General features: G+C 61.9%; 19 protein-coding genes. 7 read left to right on the plus strand and 12 right to left on the minus strand.

Translation table 11 applies throughout. The features are described 5' to 3' along the window. The first annotated feature begins 8 nt into the window (after nucleotides 1–8). From trbF to NN5_RS08895, 4 genes are all read left to right on the plus strand, one after another. Nucleotides 9–692, plus strand: a complete 684-nt coding sequence (gene trbF / locus NN5_RS08880; protein ID WP_084384841.1) for a conjugal transfer protein TrbF — start codon at nucleotides 9–11, stop codon at nucleotides 690–692. Beyond that, complete coding sequence (gene trbG / locus NN5_RS08885) at nucleotides 689–1747, plus strand: P-type conjugative transfer protein TrbG (RefSeq protein WP_084384830.1); 1059 nt, start codon at nucleotides 689–691, stop codon at nucleotides 1745–1747. The genes trbF and trbG overlap by 4 nt, the downstream gene beginning before the upstream one ends. A gap of 113 nt (nucleotides 1748–1860) precedes the next feature. After that, nucleotides 1861–3006, plus strand: coding sequence for a TraB/TrbI/VirB10 family type IV secretion system protein (locus tag NN5_RS08890; RefSeq protein ID WP_084384842.1), 1146 nt, complete (start codon nucleotides 1861–1863; stop codon nucleotides 3004–3006). 1 nt (nucleotide 3007) lies between these two features. Continuing rightward, on the plus strand, nucleotides 3008–3244 hold the full coding sequence (locus NN5_RS08895) for a DUF2274 domain-containing protein (protein WP_067733920.1): 237 nt from the start codon (nucleotides 3008–3010) through the stop codon (nucleotides 3242–3244). 93 nt (nucleotides 3245–3337) lie between these two features. Here NN5_RS08895 and NN5_RS08900 read toward each other — a convergent pair whose 3' ends face one another. The 4 genes from NN5_RS08900 to NN5_RS08910 are packed head-to-tail and all read right to left on the minus strand — an operon-like array spanning nucleotide 3338 to nucleotide 6898. Further along, nucleotides 3338–4264: a LysR family transcriptional regulator gene (locus NN5_RS08900; protein ID WP_245656367.1), complete on the minus strand. Its 927-nt coding sequence runs from the start codon at nucleotides 4262–4264 to the stop codon at nucleotides 3338–3340. 46 nt (nucleotides 4265–4310) lie between these two features. Continuing rightward, nucleotides 4311–4766, minus strand: a complete 456-nt coding sequence (locus NN5_RS25755; protein WP_157081066.1) for a hypothetical protein — start codon at nucleotides 4764–4766, stop codon at nucleotides 4311–4313. A gap of 60 nt (nucleotides 4767–4826) precedes the next feature. After that, on the minus strand, nucleotides 4827–5741 hold the full coding sequence (locus NN5_RS08905; RefSeq protein WP_067733921.1) for a fumarylacetoacetate hydrolase family protein: 915 nt from the start codon (nucleotides 5739–5741) through the stop codon (nucleotides 4827–4829). Between the two features lie 29 nt (nucleotides 5742–5770). After that, on the minus strand, nucleotides 5771–6898 hold the full coding sequence (locus NN5_RS08910) for a cupin domain-containing protein (protein WP_067733922.1): 1128 nt from the start codon (nucleotides 6896–6898) through the stop codon (nucleotides 5771–5773). A 208-nt stretch (nucleotides 6899–7106) separates the two neighbouring features. Between NN5_RS08910 and NN5_RS08915 the strand changes: the two genes are divergently transcribed. Further along, on the plus strand, nucleotides 7107–7775 hold the full coding sequence (locus NN5_RS08915) for a flavin reductase family protein (protein WP_067733923.1): 669 nt from the start codon (nucleotides 7107–7109) through the stop codon (nucleotides 7773–7775). Nucleotides 7776–7822: 47 nt separating this feature from the next. Here NN5_RS08915 and NN5_RS08920 read toward each other — a convergent pair whose 3' ends face one another. Continuing rightward, a complete protein-coding gene (locus NN5_RS08920; protein ID WP_067733924.1) occupies nucleotides 7823–8584 on the minus strand; it encodes a maleate cis-trans isomerase family protein in 762 nt (253 codons plus the stop codon). A 70-nt stretch (nucleotides 8585–8654) separates the two neighbouring features. Continuing rightward, entirely contained in the window at nucleotides 8655–9674 is a 1020-nt protein-coding gene (locus NN5_RS08925) for a carbon-nitrogen hydrolase family protein (RefSeq protein ID WP_067733925.1), read from the minus strand. A 422-nt stretch (nucleotides 9675–10096) separates the two neighbouring features. Between NN5_RS08925 and NN5_RS08930 the strand changes: the two genes are divergently transcribed. After that, nucleotides 10097–11086, plus strand: coding sequence for a DODA-type extradiol aromatic ring-opening family dioxygenase (locus tag NN5_RS08930; protein ID WP_217998624.1), 990 nt, complete (start codon nucleotides 10097–10099; stop codon nucleotides 11084–11086). Nucleotides 11087–11198: 112 nt separating this feature from the next. Beyond that, nucleotides 11199–11690, plus strand: a complete 492-nt coding sequence (locus tag NN5_RS08935; RefSeq protein ID WP_245656369.1) for a MarR family winged helix-turn-helix transcriptional regulator — start codon at nucleotides 11199–11201, stop codon at nucleotides 11688–11690. An 86-nt stretch (nucleotides 11691–11776) separates the two neighbouring features. Here the strand turns inward: NN5_RS08935 and NN5_RS08940 are convergent, their stop codons facing one another. The 6 genes from NN5_RS08940 to NN5_RS08965 form a co-directional block, all read right to left on the minus strand. Further along, nucleotides 11777–12424, minus strand: coding sequence for a YecA/YgfB family protein (locus tag NN5_RS08940; RefSeq protein ID WP_067733927.1), 648 nt, complete (start codon nucleotides 12422–12424; stop codon nucleotides 11777–11779). Beyond that, a complete protein-coding gene (gene tnpC / locus NN5_RS25060) occupies nucleotides 12421–13950 on the minus strand; it encodes an IS66 family transposase (protein ID WP_217998626.1) in 1530 nt (509 codons plus the stop codon). Before tnpC ends, NN5_RS08940 begins: the two co-directional genes overlap by 4 nt. Before the next feature lie 119 nt (nucleotides 13951–14069). Beyond that, on the minus strand, nucleotides 14070–14429 hold the full coding sequence (tnpB, locus tag NN5_RS08950) for an IS66 family insertion sequence element accessory protein TnpB (protein WP_373280331.1): 360 nt from the start codon (nucleotides 14427–14429) through the stop codon (nucleotides 14070–14072). Beyond that, nucleotides 14426–14788: an IS66-like element accessory protein TnpA gene (tnpA, locus tag NN5_RS27270; RefSeq protein ID WP_067733952.1), complete on the minus strand. Its 363-nt coding sequence runs from the start codon at nucleotides 14786–14788 to the stop codon at nucleotides 14426–14428. Before tnpA ends, tnpB begins: the two co-directional genes overlap by 4 nt. A 648-nt stretch (nucleotides 14789–15436) precedes the next feature. After that, nucleotides 15437–16654 (minus strand): MFS transporter, encoded by a 1218-nt coding sequence (locus NN5_RS08960; protein ID WP_281190409.1) that lies wholly within the window; start codon nucleotides 16652–16654, stop codon nucleotides 15437–15439. Nucleotides 16655–16839: 185 nt separating this feature from the next. Further along, on the minus strand, nucleotides 16840–17706 hold the full coding sequence (locus NN5_RS08965; RefSeq protein ID WP_067733929.1) for an alpha/beta hydrolase: 867 nt from the start codon (nucleotides 17704–17706) through the stop codon (nucleotides 16840–16842). Between the last annotated feature and the right edge of the window lie 21 nt (nucleotides 17707–17727).

A 17727-nucleotide genomic window follows, 5' to 3' on the forward strand; every position in this document is an offset into this window, starting at 1 on the left:
CCATGAGCATCTTCAAACGACCCTCGACCCACTATGGCAAATCGCCCGCGTCCGAGACGCCTTATCAGCGCGCAGCGCAGATCTGGGACGACCGCATCGGGTCGGCCCGCGTCCAGGCCCGCAACTGGCGGCTCATGGCCTTCGGCTCACTCACCCTGTCGGTGGGCCTTTCTGCGGCACTGGTCTGGCAGACCTCCAGCGGCTCGATCGTGCCCTGGGTGGTGCAGGTCGATCATCTGGGACAGGCTCAGGCTGTTGCTCCAGCGACCGCCGACTATCAGCCGAGCGACCCACAGATCGCGTTCTATCTCGCGCGCTTCATCGAGCAGGTCAGGAGCATCCCCGCTGACCCGATCATCGTGCGCCAGAACTGGCTGCGGGCCTACGACTTCACCACTCAGGCCGGGGCACTGGCGCTGGGCGATTATGCCCGTGCCAACGATCCCTTCGCCAAAGTCGGCAAGACGCAGGTGGCGATCGACGTCTCCAGCGTGATCAGGGCCTCGCCCAACTCGTTCCGCGTCGCCTGGGTCCAGCGCACCTATCAGGACAGCGCGCTCGCAGCGACCGAACGCTGGACCGCCATCCTCACCATCGCCGTGCAACCGCCCCGCGATCCCGAGAAACTCCGGGCCAATCCGCTCGGCATCTACGTCAACGCCATCAACTGGTCGAAGGAGCTTGGACAATGATACCCACCTTGCGCCTAGCCGCGAGCCGGGGGTTCCCGGCTTTCCTGCTCGCAGCCATGCCCGCCGTTCGCAGATCTGCGCTGGCTGTACTGCTGGCCACGTCCACGCTGGGCGGCTGCGCCACGGTGCAGAAACCGCCTACCATCAATTTCGACGATGCGCCCGCCGCCGTGCAAGCGGTCGAACCACCGGCACCCGTCCGCGTCGTCGAACTGCCGCAGGTGCTGCCGCTACCAGGACAGCTGAAGCCGGTCGGCAGGGACGGGCCGTCCCCGTCCGAGCTTACTAATCCAGCCTCCCGCGTGAACGCTGCCAATGCCGCCGCGCGCATGCAGCCGGTCAGGAACGGCTTCATCAATGCCATTCAGGTCTACCCGTTCGTCGATGGGGCGCTCTATCAGGTCTATACCGCGCCAGGGCAGATCACCGACATCAGCCTGCAACCGGGCGAACAACTCGTCGGCACAGGCCCCGTTGCCGCTGGCGACACCGTTCGTTGGATCATCGGCGATACCGAGAGCGGCGTCGGCGCATCCCGGCAGGTCCACATCCTCGTCAAGCCGACGCGCGCCTCGCTGATGACCAACCTCGTCATCAACACCACCTCCCGCACCTACCACATCGAGCTGCGGTCCACCGAGAAGACCTACATGGCGTCGGTCTCGTGGCAGTATCCGCAAGACCAGCTCATTGCGCTCCGCCGCCAGAATGCCGAGGCAAGGGCCGCCGAGCCCGTCGCGTCGGGCATTGATCTTGCCCGCGTCAATTTCCGCTACGAGATCGTGGGCGATCGGGCAGCGTGGAAGCCACTGCGGGCATTTGACGATGGTCGCCAGGTCTTCATCGAATTCCCGCGCGGTGTTGCCCAAGGGGAGATGCCGCCGATCTTCGTGGTCGGCCCTGAAGGCGACACCTCCGAACTGGTGAATTACCGGGTCCGCGCCAACTACATGATCGTTGACCGGCTCTTTGCAGCCGCGGAACTGCGCTTCGGGTCCGGCAAGCACCAGCAGCGGGTCCGGATCTCCCGTACCGACGGGAGGCCGGCATCGTGACCGAACAGCATGAACCCGGAAAAGGAGATGGTGGAGCGCCGCAGGGTTCTGCCCTGCCGGACGCGGACGTTGATGATAACGCACTGCCGCTTGTCGGCGAGCCGGTCGCCCGCATGCGACTGCGGCCCGAACCGCCTCGTGTGACACGTCTGTCGCGCAAGGTGCTGGCCGGCGTCGGAATCGTGACCGGCCTCGGGATTGGGGGCACGCTGATCTACGCGCTCCAGGCCCAGCACGGCGGCAAGGCGACCGAGGAACTCTACACGACGGATGGTCGCAGCGCTCCGGATGGCTTGGCGGGGCTACCCAAGGACTACAGTGCGGTCCCGCGGCTTGGGCCACCGCTTCCGGGCGACCTTGGGCGACCAATTCTCAATGCCCAGAATAACGGCCAGCCCGTTCCTGCACCTGGCATGGCGCCGCAGGCTGCCGCGCCAACCGGTCCCGATCCTGAAATTCAACGCCGCCGTCAGGAATTGGAGGCGGCACGGACGGCTCGCCTGTTCTCGGCTTCCCAGTCGGTCACCGGGAATGCTTCGCCTGCCCCGCAGTCCGGTGCAGCCCCGACCGACCTTGCCGGTCTCGGTCTTGCGCCGCAACCGGCCACACCGACGGCGCAGGACCGCCAACTCGCGTTCCTCGGGCAAACACCTGACAAGCGCACCATTGCGCCCGACCGGGTCATGGCGCCTGCCTCTGCCAATGTCCTTCAGGCGGGCGCGGTCATTCCCGCTGCCCTGATCACCGGAATCCGCTCCGACGTGCCCGGCCAGATCACCGCGCAGGTCACGCAAAACGTCTATGACAGCCCCACTGGTCGCATCCTCTTGGTGCCTCAAGGAACGCGGATCATCGGCCAGTATGACAGCGGCGTCGGCTTCGGCCAGCGCCGGGTCCTGCTGGTCTGGAGCCGCCTCATCATGCCAGACGGACGCTCCATCGTCCTTGAACGGCAACCCGGCGCCAACGCCGAAGGCTATGCGGGCCTCGAAGATGGCGTCGATTTCCACTGGGGTGAGATGTTCAAGGCAGCGGCGCTTTCGACGCTGCTTTCGGTGGGTGCTGAGGCGGGCACCAGCCAGAACGAGAGCAGCCTGGTGCAGGCGCTGCGCTCGGGGGCCTCGAACAGCATCAGCCAAACTGGCCAGCAGATTGTCAGCCGGCAGCTCGGAATCGCGCCCACTTTGACCATCAGGCCCGGATTTCCAGTCCGGGTGATGGTGACCCACGACCTTGTCCTTGAACCCTACGGAGGCTGAGATGGCAAAGCTGAAACTTGGGCCGATCGCAGACGACAAGCCGGTCAAGGTCACATTGGAATTGCCGGCGAGCCTACACCGCGACCTCGTAGCCTATGCGGCTATTCTGGGTCGCGAAGCGGGGCACGCGAACGGCGACCCCATCCGCCTGATCGTTCCTATGCTCGAGCGCTTCGTCGCCTCGGACCGAGGTTTTGCCAAAGCCCGGCGCGATGCCGAACGCCGAACCGGCGAATGATAGTCTGGACCGGCATGTCCGAAATTTGCATACATATTTCGGACATGGCGCAATCGGTACGCGCACTGTTGACCCCCTCGAGACCAAAAGATCCTAAGGATCGCCGTCCCCCTTGTCAGGGAACAGGAAACTGAAGGCGGATTGTTCGACGGCGCTGGTCATCGATCGGGCCAAGTCCAGTAGGCCCGCCAGCGCAGGGTTGTCATTGCTTCCCGACCAAACTCCGCAGAAGGGGAGTACTTCATCCTCGATGGGTCTGAACACCACGCCAGGGAACTGTGCTCCCGCGGTGGCTTCGCTCGTGACCGTAAGCCCGCGCCCCAAGGCAACCAATTGCATCAGATTGTCCCGCCCAACCAGATGCTGATGGATGTCAGGATGTCTTCCGAGGCTGGCGAGTCTCTGCACCAGATAGTCGTGGATTTCCTCGCCCGGCGCAGCCTCGCTCACCATGAACGGCTCATGGGCCAGATCCTCGAAATTGACCTTGAGGTCGCCTGCGCGGGGATGATGCGTGGGCAGAACCGCGAAAATTCGTTCCGACCAGAGATGCTGACTGGTACATCCCGGCCAAGAGCCGGAGCCGGTAATGAAGGCGACATCCAACTGGTGCTGGCGGATTGCCGCAAGATGCTCAGCCGGATTGCCATCGATGAAAGTGAGTTGGACTGCCGCATGTTGCTCGCCAAAGGCCTGGACGAGCTCTGAAAGAAACCCCGAAGCCAATGACGAGAAGATACCGATCTTCAGGTGGCCGTCATCTCCGCGACCGATCGCCGAGATTTCAGCCTTCGCCATGCCAATCTCGGACAACGCTTTGCGCCCACGCTGGACGAATTGCTTGCCTGCATGTGTGAGCTTTACGCCGCCCGGAGAGCGGATGAAAAAGGCCGTGCCCAGTCGATCTTCAAGATCACGAATCCGGCGGCTTACAGCCGACTCCTGAATGCCAAGAGCGGCCGCAGCGCGGCGAAAGCTGCCATGGTCCGCAGCAGCGACCACATAGCGGATGTGCCGCAATTCAATTCGCGATCCGGGCAGTGCCGTTTCCTCCCTCGCTTTGATTTCAGCCCGTTCGACTGCTAGCCCGACATTTTTGACGCCACATGCCCCAAGCCAAGACCGGCACCATGGTCGCACCGACCAGAGGAAACAGGATGGCAAGGGTAGCGATCAGCGCCTTCACACCGCCCGGTATCCGGTCGCCCACTTTAAGCTGTGGCTCACCAAGCCTCCCTTGCGGCCTGCGCTTCCACCAGAGGGTCAGGCCAGCAGCAATACTGGCAACGAGGATGAGGCAAGCGCATAGATAGGCAGGCAGGAGTACGTCGCTGCCACCCACAAGCACCCGGTTGGTGATCTGGTTGATACCGCCGCGAAGGGTGACCGGTGTGTCGGGCATCGGGTTGCCAGAGAGGCTGCGTACGTCGGGATGGTCCACGTGACGGGCGTTTCGGAAGCGACGATTTTGCGGCCCGAGCAGATCGCATCCCGCCAAGCCGTCCTGCATATAGACCTTCATTGAAAAAGGGTGCCTCGACCGAGGCACCCCTTCACTGATGCGGAAAAAAGCGCCGTGCGGTCAGCTAGCGTCGACGACGGGGTGCCGGAGCGTGCCGATGCCTTCGACGGTCGCGACGATGGTGTCGCCCGGCCATACCCATTCCTGAGGCTCGCGACCCGCGCCGACGCCGGCGGGCGTCCCGGTGGCGATGATGTCGCCGGGCTCGAGGGTGATGCCTTGGCTGATGTCGGCCACGAGCTCGTCGACCTTGAACAGCATGTAGGCAGTGTTGCTCCGCTGTTTCTCAGCCCCGTTGACGGTGAGCCATAGATCGAGCGTCTGCGGGTCGGGAATCTCGTCTGCTGTCACGATCCACGGACCCATTGGTGCGAAGCTGTCCTGCCCCTTCGAATAAATCCACTGACCCGCACGACGGCAATCTCGCGCGCTCATGTCGATGAGGACGGTATATCCGAAAACATAGGCAAGGGCGTTCTCGCGCGAAACGCCCTTAGCACGCGTCCCAATGATCGTAGCAAGCTCCACCTCCCAGTCGAGTTGCTGGGTGATGTTCTTGTTGTGGAGGATCGGGTCGCCAGGCCCGACGACAGTCGTCGGCGGCTTCGAAAAGATGACCGGCTGACGTGGCAGGTCTGGCGACGTGTCGAGAGACTTGGCCGACTCAGCGACATGTTCGGTGTAGTTGAGTCCGATGCCGAAGATGTTCTTGCGCGGGCGAGGGATCGGCGCCAGCAGTGTCACGTTGGCGAGCGGCCAAGCTGTCCCGACCGGGAAACCATCCGCGAATTTCCCGACGAGCGCGTCAGCCGCCTTTACCGCCTGAGGGCCATGGTCGATGAACTCCAGCATCGTCGCGGGAAGGACGATGCCGTCCGCTGCCCCGAGCAAGGCGAGATCGACGACGAGATCGCCGACGATGGCACCCAGCCTGGCTTCGGATTCGACAGTGGAACGGTATGTGACTAGGCGCATGAATCTCTCTCTTATCTGTTGGCTAAATGTCAGGCGATTACCGGCTGGTGGCCGTCGTTTTCTCCGAAGGCTTCTTCCCGATACAGACCGAGCGCGCGCATCGTGGGCAGGTCGTGGAACGAGAAGAGGCACGCGTCCTCTCTGTCAGAACCATTCGCATGCTCATGATACATCCAGGCCGGGACGACGAAGATGTCCCGCTCCTTCCAGTCGAAGCGCTTCCCGTTTATGACTGACCAGCCCGAGCCCTTGGCGCACTGATAGACGAAGCTTCCGACCTGGCGGTGAGCTTTGGTGCGCTCGCCTGGCCGCAGCAGCTGCATCGAGGCGCCGATCGTCTGCATGACCGGGCTGCCGTCGTGCGGATTGACATAGTCCATCTGTACGCCGTCGTACGGCGATCCATCGGTCATTTGCGCATATCGGTTGAGCGCTTCGTAGGTCGGCCCCCACTCATATTTCAGAAGCGGCGAATATCGTTTCGACCAGGGCTGGCCGGCAGGCCGGAGTCCCCCGTTCGCCCAGATTGCCGTCGAATCGTTGACCGGGAAGGAAATCGCCTGGCTGAGATCAGGATGCACCTCGTAGAAGTTGGCTTCGAGCGCATTCATCAGCGGGATGTCGAGCCCGTCCTGCCAGATGCACACGGTGCCATCGTTTGCAACGCCATGCTCGTGCCACGTGCCGTTCGGGGTCAGTACAAAGTCATTAGCACCGAGCGTCATCTTGTGACCGTCGACATTGGTGAAGGCGCCGGATCCTTCCATGATGAAACGGAGCGCCGACGCGCTGTGCCGGTGGCTCGACGCGCACTCGCCGGGGCGCATCACCTGAAGGCCGGAATAGAGCCAGCCGACCGCCGCGACGACGTCGCTTCGTCCGTTGTTCTCAAGGTAAATTACGCGGCGTCCCGCCTGCTCGGGCGTGACCAGATCAAGGGCCTTGAGGACGTCCTCACGCAGATCGTCGTACCGCCACAGCATCGGAACCGACGTCGAGACCGGCTCCCAGGGCTCGATCTTGTTGGCGACGGTCCAGAGTGCACCGGTCCCGATTGCCTGGAGGCGCCGGTAATATGCCAGCAGTTCGGGAGTGTCGGCGACATTTGCGCGTCCGGCAACATCCTCGCGGTACTGATCGTAGCTCCGATCGGTCATACTCTACCTCCTCTGAAATGCTATAGGCCTAAAATAAAATGCGGCGCCTGTCAACTCGACCCGTTCGGGATATTGCCTGCATTACCGGCTTATTCCGACATTTTGGATCACTCTCTATGGCTTTGAGTCTTGAAATTCATTTAGGCTTGAGCGATCTGCGTCTCTACGCGCGCATCATTGGCGCGTCGGCAAAAAACGGAGCAAGAGGATGATTTTCGACATGCGGGCGCTCGGGGCCGGCGATCGATACAAGATCATCGGCGCCTGCATCACGCCGCGCCCGATCGCATGGGTCACGTCACAGGCCGCTGACGGCTCACTGAATCTTTCACCGTTCAGTTTCTTCAATGCGCTCGGAAGCGACCCGCCGATCATCGCGCTTGGCTTGGTCGCCCATACGGAAAAAAGGCTAAAGGATACAGCTGCCAACATCCGCGAGACAGGAGAGTTCGTGGTGAATCTAGTCGGCGAATCATCCGCCGAAGCCATGAATCTGACGTCGATCGACGCGCCGCCGGAGATCGACGAGATCGCACTTGCAGATCTCTTGATGGTCCCGAGTATCGCCGTAGCCCCACCGCGGGTTGCCGAGGCACCTGCAAGTTTCGAATGCGTGGTGCGGCATTATCTGGAAACGGGCGTCAATCAGGTTGCGATTCTGGCCGAAGTGCTGCACGCGCATGTCGGCGACGAATTCCTTCTCGACCGCGAGCGCATCCATATCGATGTGCCGGCGATGAAGCTGGTCTCGCGCCTTCACGGTGCGGGCTGGTACGGTCGCCAAACCGACAAGTTCGAGATGCTGCGGCCGGCGTGGAGCGATGTCGTGGCGGCCGGCGGCGCGGAGGCATTCGCCGCACAACGGACCGGGGCGTAAATCCGGGGCGCAGGCGAGAGAGCCCCTCGCCGGCGCCCCGATATCCCTTAGCAAGAACCCGCCAACAGAGCGCCCGCACCGGGAACGCGGCGCTCGAGGCCCAGCCGATCAAGCATCTGATGGGTCGTGCAGACGGCTGCCGACACCACCGGCACGCCGATCGCGTCTTCCAGACGCTGGATGATGCCGAGCGAGGGCATTTGGACGCAGGCGGAGGCGACGAAGGCATCGATCCCCGTCCGGTCGACACTCTTGTAGATCTCCAGCAGCCGTTCGGAATCGTGGCGTCCGACTTCGAGATTGTCGGGAATCTCGAGTGCCGCGAAATCGTGCACGGCAATACCTTCATTTTCGATATAGTCGACAACGAGCTGGGTCAGCGGCTTCATGTACGGGCATATGACCGAAATCTTCTTCGCTCCCAGAAGCTTGAGGCCATCGACCAGGGCACCGGCGCTAGTAACGACGGGAGCAGCTGCCTCGTTCTCGACCGTGCGCTCGTGGAGCCGCTTTTCCGATATGCGATGATAGCCATGTCCCATGCTCATGATCGCCACTAAGCAGGCGTAGCCGAGAACATCGACTCGGGCGTCCGAGAGTTCGACCGCGCAGCGGTCGCTGTCGCGATCCATCGCCTCAAGCTCTTCCTTGACCACCTTCTTCATCCGCATGCGGCTCGAGTGGAAGGTGAAGCGTTCGGGCAATATCCCCTCACGGGCGCGGAGCATCGCTGGGATTTCGGTCTCCATGGTCGTGTTGGACGACGGCACGATCTGTCCGATCCGGAAGGATATGTTTTCCACGGTCATACTACAATTCTCCTGTCGGCAAGGCTGGGCCGTCGCTTCGTCGCGGCCAGTGGGATGAAGAGAGGCGAAGTTAGCCAGCGATGCCGGCATCGGCCGGACGGTCGTCGCCAGCATCGCTGGCCGCGACGTCACCGTGAAAAGTTGCGGCGATGCGCGGCGTTCGATCGATGCGCAGATCGAAGACGTCGAAGCGGTTATAATGGCCGATGATGTCGTGCATCTGCTTGGGTTGGATGCATGCGCCCAGATCGATATCCGTATAGACGATGCCCTCTTCGTCGATCAGCGGTTCGCCCACAATCCGGCCGTCCGGTCCGATCACACCCGAGAACGCGCTGTTCTTGCGTTCCAACCGAGCGCGCGCGTCAGGCACCAGCGTTTCCATCGCCGCGATAATTTCTTCGGATACGGTCGAGCAGGAAACGATCGTAAAGACCTTACCCTCGAACGAGTGCGCCATGGCACGAACCTTGATCGCCTCGGCCATATCGTAGTCCTTGGGGGCTACCGGTAGAGAGATATAGCTCGCCACATGGACGAGTTCGCCCTGAGCCAGCAGACTGAACCGCGCGAGAGTGTTGGTGTTCTCACCGCAAGCGAGACCGCCCAGGGGCCCGATCGCGGTATCGTAGACGCGGAGCGAGGAGCCGTCGCCGTTCGCCCAAGTCAGCTTCTCGGCCCAGGTCGGAACCAGCTTGCGGTGCTTGCCCAGGATAGAGCCGTCGGGGCCGATGAAGACGAGCGTGTTGTAGAGCGTAGCGATCGAAGTAGGGCTGCGCTCGTTCACGCCGATCACGACATGGACCTCCGCATCACGGGCGGCCTTGCAGACGCGGTCGATTTCGGGACCCGGGACGAGAATGGAGCTTCGGACCAGACGATCGAACCAGGGACTGCCCGCTACCGGATCCGCGATCCAACTCCAGTAGGGATAGCCCGGTACGAATACCTCTGGGAACACGACGATGTTCGCCCCATGCCGTGCCGCCTCCCGAATCAACGAGATCGCCTTATCGATCGTGGAATCTGCGTCGAGAAACACCGGCGCGGCCTGAACGGCGGCTGCCTTGAAGCGTGGAATATTCAACATCGGGGGCCTCCGGCAATTTTGGACGGCGACGGAATGCAAATCACGACCGCCAAGTCGCAACGCGCCCCTCCTGATGGATGGCTGCTCGCCGCACGAGGACTATAGTTTAAGCCTATAGCATATGTAAATGGGGCAGATGACTCCTATCGCGCCGGACAATCTCGACGGCATAAAAAACGTAGAAAGTCCACGTTGACCGGTCTCTATCGCCATGTCCGAACCTGATCATGCGGCAGCAGTTTGATCGGAGAAGCTCTCTCGGTGTCACGAGGGGAGATCCGCGACACTATCGGCCAGAGCGCTGGAGACCGCCGCGCTGTAGCCCCAAAACAATACGCAATAACTTTAGGCCTAAAACGTCTTTCTTTGTAGCGCGTCCCGTCTTATGCTCGCTTCACAGCGTCAGCGAGAGGAACACGATTGTGGATGAAAAGAGGAATGGGGGCGTAGTCGCCGCGTTTGCGATGACCCATACGCCTGGTCTCGGCAACCTTATGCACTTGCCGCCCAGGGATCAGATCGAGCGCATCGAGGCAGGATTCGGCGTAATCAGGCAGCGACTCGAGGAAGCCAAGCCCGATGTCGTCGTGGCCTTCGTCAACGATCACTTCGATATGTACACGACCCAGGGCATGCCGGGGTTCGCAATCGCGCTGAACGACACCCACTGGGGACCGACCCCCGAGACCGAGAACTGGATCGAAATGAAGCGCGCGCCCATTCCGGGCAACGCCGATCTTGCGCACGATATCTACGGCTCGCTTATGGAGGACGGCTTTGAACTCTTCCGGTCGGACTCTGCGGAACTCGTGCATAATGTGCTCCTCGCGAAGAAGTTCATATGGCCTGACTACGACATTCCCGTGGTCCCCATCTTCACGAACTGCTTCATCACGCCGCTTCCGACTTTCCGCCGGGCGCACGCGCTGGGCAGGGCAGTCCGAGCCGTGCTCGACCGACGTCCCGAGCGAGTCGCGCTGATCGCGACGGGCGGCATCTCTCACTGGCCGCCCATCGTCTTCGATCACGACGATCCGAACGATCCGTTCGTTGAGCGCGTTCGCGCCTTCAACAAGCATGGTCGCGCGATCTGGGACAAGGATCCGACGCTCGCCGGGGCGATTCTCGAGCGCGAGCGCGAGATGGCGCAATCCGGCCGCGAACTCATCAACATCGAGTGGGACAAGGAAATCCTTGACCAGCTCGCGCGGGCCGATGTGTCCACACTGACCGCTCTAGATCACGAGAGCGTACGCGAAATTGCGGGGCCAGGCGGTTCCGAGATGCTGATGTGGGTGTCGCTCATGGGAGCGATGAAGGACCGCGAAGCCGACATCGTCCTCTACGAGGCAGTCAAAGAGTGGATGGGTGGCGTGGGCTTGTTGAGCTACGCTCGTTCGATCGACAATTGATATCTGGGTGGCGCGCACGGATCTTCCGCCCGCGGCGCGCCACTGTCGCGCCTGAAATGGCAATGACATAACCATTTCACTTCGCCTAGGTGGTTGATAAAATAGACGCGATATGGACAGGGAAATGATGGAATTAGAGTTCGCCGCCCCACCGCCGCACGCCGCATCGGTCGACCTGCGGCTCTGGGTGCGGCTTCTGGGCTGCGCAAAGATCATCGAGAAGACGCTGCGGCGCAAGTTTCAGGAGCAGTTCGACACGACGTTACCACGCTTCGATGTAATGGCGACGCTATACCGTGCTCCCGAAGGTCAGAGCATGGGAAGCCTCTCGCGAGCTCTGCTCGTGTCGAACGGCAATGTAACCGCTATCGTCCGGCAGCTGCAGGAACAGGGATTGCTCCGGTCGCGGCCGGATCCCAACGATAGCCGCTCGTCGATCGTATCGCTGACGCCCGAAGGGAACGTCTACTTCGCGAAACTCGCTGCCGCGCATCACGGCTGGGTACAGGAAGCCTTACGCGACTTTCCCGAGTATCAGCAGGAACAGCTCCTAGGGCTGCTTTCGAGCCTGAAGGCGACGCTTCTGAAGGACCTCTCTCGATAGGCTGCGGGTAGGTTCCTGCGCGTGGTCTGCTCGAGAACGCCGAAAAATCGTAAGCGCCGACGGAAGGCGGCATTGATATGTTGCTGTCAGTCTGCTGCGCAGCAGCGTTTGAACTTCTTGCCTGATCCGCAGGGACACGGCTGATTGCGGCCGACTTTGTTCGCCTGCATAGTTTGTAACGCGGTGGCGTTTCCTACTTGAAGCAAAGCCAGTTTGCGTAGGCTGACGAGCGCCCGCGGTAGGAGCTGTGCATGTTCATCGCGGATTGCATCGGCGTCGTCGCGCTCGTCGATACCTTCGCCGATTTCGATGAAGCCGACGAAGAGACCAACAAGGTCTGCGGTGCGCTCGTCATCGACCAGATCCGACCAATATTGCGGATCAAGCCGCATCGCTTTCCAGAAACCTTTGACCCACGCGCGAACTTTGCCGTGATCGGCTTTGTGTCCCGGCCTCGTTTCACAGAAGCTGGTGCGGAAGCCGGGCCAACCGCGCTGAAGATCGGCCTCGATTTCCTTGCGCCGCGTCAGCGCAGTGGTGAAAGCTTGAAGCAACCTGCTGTCATCCGCCAGGCTCGGAACCGTTCCCCACAGGCCAGCGATCCATTCCGATGCCTCCAGGTCGGGGATCAGCAAAGTTCCCGTCAGGTAGCCGTCCATTTCCAGCGGTGGCAGAAGGTCCGCATCCCAGTTCAGCGCGGGAAGGACGGCGGAGTGAGGCTGCGGGGTCGTCATGCGGCCTCAGCAATATCGCGTAGCGCTTGCCAACTCCATGGCAGCAAGTCGTCGATCCGATTAATGGGATGGCTTGCGATACGCTCGATGACATCGGTGAACCAGGCCTCGGGCTCGACGCCGTTGAGTTTGCATGTCTCGACCAGCGAATAGAACAGCGCTGCGGTGTCGCCGCCTTTGACGGAGCCGACGAACATCCAGTTGCGGCGACCGAGAGCAACGCCGCGCAGCGCGTTCTCGACCAGATTGTTGCTGATCTCGAGCAGTCCGTCATCGCAATAGCGGTTCATCGCCGCCCAGCGGTTAAGCGGGTAGCGGCAGGCTTTGGCCAGCGGGCTGTCCGAGGAGAGGCCTTTGAGCTGCGCTTCAAGCCAGAGCCGCAAGGCCGCCAGCTTGGGGCGCGCCAGTTTCTGGCGCACCCGCCATCGCTCATCGGGCGGCGCGCCCTTGATGTCGCGCTCAACAGCGAAGAGTTCGGCGATGCGCACAACCGCCTCAGCCGCGAGCGGAGACGGGTTCTTGTCGAGGATATCGGTGAACTTGCGCCGGGCGTGGGACCAGCACCCCACTTCGGTCACCGCGCGCGCGGCCTTGGTGCGGGGATCGCGATACAGCCCGTTGTATCCGGCATAGCCATCCGCCTGCAGGTATCCGCGATAGCCGGCGAGATGGACCGCCGGGTGCTCGCCGCCGCGACCTGTGGTGAAGCGGTAGGCGGCGGCCGGCGGGCTCATATCGCCGCTGGAGCGACTGTCGCGCAGATAGACCCAGAAATAGGCGGTGCGGCTTCCGTCTTTCCCGCCCAGCAAAGTGACTGGCGTTTCGTCGGCATGCACTTTTGGCGCCTGGAGAATATAGGCGAGCAGCCGTTCGCCAAGCGGCTCCATCAGCCACGCCAGCTTGCGCGCCCAACGGCCCATCACGTCGCGATCAATGTGCACACCCCGCCGGCGTAGGATCGCCGACTGGCGATGCCAGGGCTGATGATCGACGAAGCGGCTGACGACAAGATGCGCGAGCAAGGCGCTGCTCGCCATGACCTTGGGCAACGGGAGATCGATCGCCGGAGCTTGGCGGATCCGCTCGCACGTCCGGCAGGCGATGCGGGGGCGGACATGCCGCAGCACGCGGAAGCGGGCGGGAACGTAATCCAGAACCTCGGTGACGTCCTCGCGAAGCGTGGTTTCCGCGCCGCCGCAGCCGCACGGCTCCGGATGATGTTCCGTCGTGTGGCGCGGGATATGCGCGGGGATCGGCGCACGAACGCCAGCCTGACGCGCTGACCGCTGATTGGCCGCCGGCGGCGCGTCATCGTTGGCCGGCTCGGGAACGTCGACTTCGTCGAACATCAAGCGCAACTGCGCCATGTCCATCTTTTCCGAGCTGCGCCCAAATTGAACGCGCAGCAATCGCGCCAGACGATGTTCGAGTTTGTCGATCGTCAGTTTCTGGGATTTGACGATCGCCTTCGCCGCCTCCAGTTCGGCGTGCTCCCGCTCCATGACCTCAGCCATCTCCCGCAGCATTTTGTGCAGAAGAACCGGGTCTGTGGGGAGGCGATCAAGCTCGAACCGCATGCCCGGATTTGTAGCGCAACCGCCGCCGCAGACCTATATAAAACCGCAGTTTTCTTGCGGTTTATCGCTCATGCGAGGCTCGGCGTGACAATCTCGTCGTGCACGATCGCCTGCCGCCAATCCAGCCCTTCGATCAGCATCGCCAACTGCGCAGATGAGAGCCGCGCCGCCGCTCCCTCGCGGGTGCGCGGCCATACGAACTTTCCGCGCTCAAGGCGTTTTGCATACAAACACAGCCCCGATCCGTCCCAGACCAGGGCCTTCAGCCTATCGCCTCTTTTCCCTCGGAACAAAAATACGGCGCCGGAAAAGGGATCAAGCTGCAGGATATTGCGGACTTGCGCCGAGAGCCCGTCGAAGCCCTTGCGCATGTCGCAGGGCGCCAGTGACAAGTAGATCTTCGCCGACGGCGGAAGCGTCAGGCTCAACGATCGATCTCCCCCACCACCTCAAGAACCAACCTCAGCGCTTCCCGGTCGACACATGTGTCAATCGACACCGTGAAGGCGCCGTCCCGCCTGATCTCGATCCGCCCGATCGGCGGCGATGGGGCCGTCCGTTCCGAGCAGACCAGTTCAACGGGCGCAAATCCGGCCATCGCTCCTCGCAGCAACTGCTTGCGCCAGGTGTAAAGCTGACCAGTCCCTATCCCATGCCTGCGCGCGACGACCGCAACGATCGCGCCCGGCTGCGTCGTTTCCTTCAGGATCGCGAGCTTTTCCTCATCGCTCCAACGCCGACGCCGCTCCACTCGTACAACCGCTCCGCCTTCCGGGAAGCTGCCCATACGAGGCTCGTTTGACTGCTCTATCTCCACTCGCAAGGCCTCCATTCGCCTCACGAACTTCACCCTGACACCGCCCCTCGCAAGGCCGGGTTCCGTCGGCGCTTACGAAAAATCCCTCTACTTCTGGCACTGACAGCGGAGGCTGAAGCTCGGCCAGGGTGGCTGCCATCCGCTCAACGGCAGCGGCGGGATGCGCCCTGATGTCGTCGATTTCATAGCGGACCAGTTCGCAGACCTGCCGGCTTGAGGATCTGATGGCATGGTGTGGCTGCCTGATTTCGTAGCTGAGGCAGAGGTGGGGGAATGGACGACGCCAGGCTTACGAGCGCATTGGACACCCACATTGGAGCGCCTCTGAAGCCGGTTCGGCGAGTTGAACTGCTGAGCGGGATGGCGAGGCGGCGGCGGGTCTGGACGCTGGAGCAGAAGCTGGCGCTGGTTGCTGAGATGGAGCGTTGCGAGAACATTGCTGCGTTTGCACGGGAGGCCGAGTTCTTCCTTGAGTTGCTGATGAGACTATTCGCAGATCCAACGCGCCTTGATGGCACTGGCGAGGTCCTGGATCTGCGTTATCCGCGCGGAGCCTGTCGCTTGCCCTCGTGCCGAGATCTCCGGAAACTGGGGGCTGTCAAATATGTGCCTTGCTCGTCAGGCCGCCCCTGTGGCGGCATCCGCCGTTCCACGTTCGATCGAGTCGCTCAAGAACATTGCGAGGGCGAAACCGCAGACCAAGATATTCGCACCGGTGAGTAGGAGCAGCACATCGTTGCCTCCTTCAACTGCGACAAGCAGGGACACCACGAGGGGCGAAAAGAACTGACCGATGAAGAATGCGGTGCTCCAGCCGCCGCTGTTCGTTCCACGGCGATGTGGCGGAGCGAGGCGCAGTACGGCTGCCATCGTAAGCGGGGGAAGCATGCCGCATCCTAGCTGGTTGATGAAGCCACCGATTACCAGCGGCTGGACACCTTCGGCGGCGACCCCGATTCCGAGTCCCACGGCCGCCAGCGCTAGGCTTGCTGCGAGCAGTACCTCGAACCGGATGTTCCGTAGGAATCGATAGGCGAGGGCTCCGATCGGGTTCCCCAGACCTGCGATCGCGATAAGTAGCCCGATCTGCGTCGGCGATGTCACGCCCCGCGTTTCGAGAAAGCGTCCGAGTTGCAGCGGGATGATGTAAAAGACGATCGAACAGAAGAAGGTGATCAGGAGAACCAGTAACAGCGCTCCCGATGCCCGTTCGGCTCTGGCACCATTCCGCGCTATTGCGGCAGTTGGTACGGCACTCCTGTCCGGCTCGAAAATGGTTGGGAGTGCGGCGAGGAAAATCAGCATGGCGAAGCCGTATGCAGTGAAGGGCGCCTTCCAACTGATGTTTCCCAGCATTCCTCCCAGAATGTAGAAGCCAGTAGCCGCAAACGCCACGAAGGCGGTCATGTAGGCGATCCAGCGATCACGCTGCGATCCGGTGAAATAGTCTCCGATGAGGGCCATGGTCGCTGCCATGATTATCGCCTCGGTCGTGCCGAGGCCGAAGCGCGACGCTATGATCGCGTAGCTATTATCGATCCACAGCGGCATGGTCCCAAGGAGGCCGTAGGCGAAAAGTGCCGCGAGAAAGCAGTGCCGACGGCCGAACTTATCGAGACAGTAACCGGCTAGCGGCGAGAGGAGAGCAATGGCGAGCGCCGGCGCGGTGAGCAGAAGCGGCGCCAGGTCGATGCCGCCGGGACCGGTGCCGACTGCGGCGGAAAGCCGCGGGGCGATCGGCGAGAGGAGAACGACGCCCATCACAGGCAGAGCCGCGGCGACGAGGATCAAAATTCCCTGGGCAGTGCCCGCGACCCGATGTGAGACGTCCCTCACGCGACAAAGCCTTCTCCGCGGGCGACGCAATCTTTCCTCCCGTCGCGAAGGTCGGTCGTCTGGTCGGTGGCCGACCGACGAAAGCTATGGAAGAACTGAAAGAGTGTCAGCGGACAGTCGTGGGCATATCCGGGCCATTCTGCAAAACACAATGCCATCATCCGCTCCCAATTATGCTGTGCGGGTCACTTGCCGTCGACGATCCGCTTCACGGCCTGGAGCCAGGGGTGCCCGGACTCCACCATGCGAGTGTTCGTCTCGAAATGGTCGTGATCGGCGAGATCCTGAAACTCGCACCCAATCCCTGCCCCCTCCAGCGCCCGCGCCATCGCAGACGCCTGCTCCACGATGAACGGGAAATCATTCTGTCCGACGGTGATCAGAAACGGGGGACTTCCGGCTCCCACGAGCGCAATCGGGCTGGCGCTCAAGGCGTCAGCCTCATCCCGCAAGAGATTGCTGCGTGACGTGGCGAGAAACGCATTCCCCGACCCATTATCGCAGAGATCGAAAGGAGCGCTGACGGCGAGACAGCCTTTAATCGCATTGGCCGGCAATCCGCGCTCGACGAGAAGCGAGGGTTGAAGAGCAAGAAGCGAAGTCAGATGGGCTCCGGCCGAGTGCCCACCGACAAAGATGCGGTCGAGATCGCCGCCTAATCTCTGGATTTCGCTATAGGCAAGCCGAAACGCGTTGGCGCAGTCCTTGAGTGGGGCCGGCATCTTTGCCGCCGGAGCGAGGCGATAGGAGATCGACACGAAAATCGCTGGCAGCTGATGAATGGTCGGCGCCATGAACGCCATCCATTCCTTGTATCCAGCGATCCACGACCCTCCGTGAGCGAAAACGATCGACGGAAGGCCAATCGGATCCATGCCTTCTGGAAGGTAGATGTCGATCTTCTGATAATAATCCTCGCCGTAGCGAAGATCGAGAAGCGCCGTGTCCGCAGTTTCGAACACCGGCCTCGACATACTGATGACCGCCTTGGCATAGCGGCTCCCCGCTTCGGTCACGAGCTCTACTTGCGGCGGTAAATCCTCGAATGACATGGAATGACTTTCAATGCCCGA

Source organism: Novosphingobium naphthalenivorans NBRC 102051 (assembly GCF_001590985.1).
Taxonomy (GTDB): domain Bacteria; phylum Pseudomonadota; class Alphaproteobacteria; order Sphingomonadales; family Sphingomonadaceae; genus Novosphingobium; species Novosphingobium naphthalenivorans.

What these genes read in the sequence shown, in the direction of transcription:
- trbG (WP_084384830.1), top strand. Translation starts at nt 689, where the DNA reads ATGATACCCACCTTGCGCCTAGCCGCGAGCCGGGGGTTCCCGGCTTTC.
- NN5_RS08890 (WP_084384842.1), top strand. Translation starts at nt 1,861, where the DNA reads ATGCGACTGCGGCCCGAACCGCCTCGTGTGACACGTCTGTCGCGCAAG.
- NN5_RS08895 (WP_067733920.1), top strand. Translation starts at nt 3,008, where the DNA reads ATGGCAAAGCTGAAACTTGGGCCGATCGCAGACGACAAGCCGGTCAAG.
- NN5_RS25755 (WP_157081066.1), bottom strand. Translation starts at nt 4,766, where the DNA reads ATGAAGGTCTATATGCAGGACGGCTTGGCGGGATGCGATCTGCTCGGG.
- NN5_RS08905 (WP_067733921.1), bottom strand. Translation starts at nt 5,741, where the DNA reads ATGCGCCTAGTCACATACCGTTCCACTGTCGAATCCGAAGCCAGGCTG.
- NN5_RS08910 (WP_067733922.1), bottom strand. Translation starts at nt 6,898, where the DNA reads ATGACCGATCGGAGCTACGATCAGTACCGCGAGGATGTTGCCGGACGC.
- NN5_RS08915 (WP_067733923.1), top strand. Translation starts at nt 7,107, where the DNA reads ATGATTTTCGACATGCGGGCGCTCGGGGCCGGCGATCGATACAAGATC.
- NN5_RS08920 (WP_067733924.1), bottom strand. Translation starts at nt 8,584, where the DNA reads ATGACCGTGGAAAACATATCCTTCCGGATCGGACAGATCGTGCCGTCG.
- NN5_RS08925 (WP_067733925.1), bottom strand. Translation starts at nt 9,674, where the DNA reads ATGTTGAATATTCCACGCTTCAAGGCAGCCGCCGTTCAGGCCGCGCCG.
- NN5_RS08935 (WP_245656369.1), top strand. Translation starts at nt 11,199, where the DNA reads ATGGACAGGGAAATGATGGAATTAGAGTTCGCCGCCCCACCGCCGCAC.
- NN5_RS08940 (WP_067733927.1), bottom strand. Translation starts at nt 12,424, where the DNA reads ATGACGACCCCGCAGCCTCACTCCGCCGTCCTTCCCGCGCTGAACTGG.
- tnpC (WP_217998626.1), bottom strand. Translation starts at nt 13,950, where the DNA reads ATGCTGCGGGAGATGGCTGAGGTCATGGAGCGGGAGCACGCCGAACTG.
- tnpA (WP_067733952.1), bottom strand. Translation starts at nt 14,788, where the DNA reads ATGGGCAGCTTCCCGGAAGGCGGAGCGGTTGTACGAGTGGAGCGGCGT.
- NN5_RS08965 (WP_067733929.1), bottom strand. Translation starts at nt 17,706, where the DNA reads ATGTCATTCGAGGATTTACCGCCGCAAGTAGAGCTCGTGACCGAAGCG.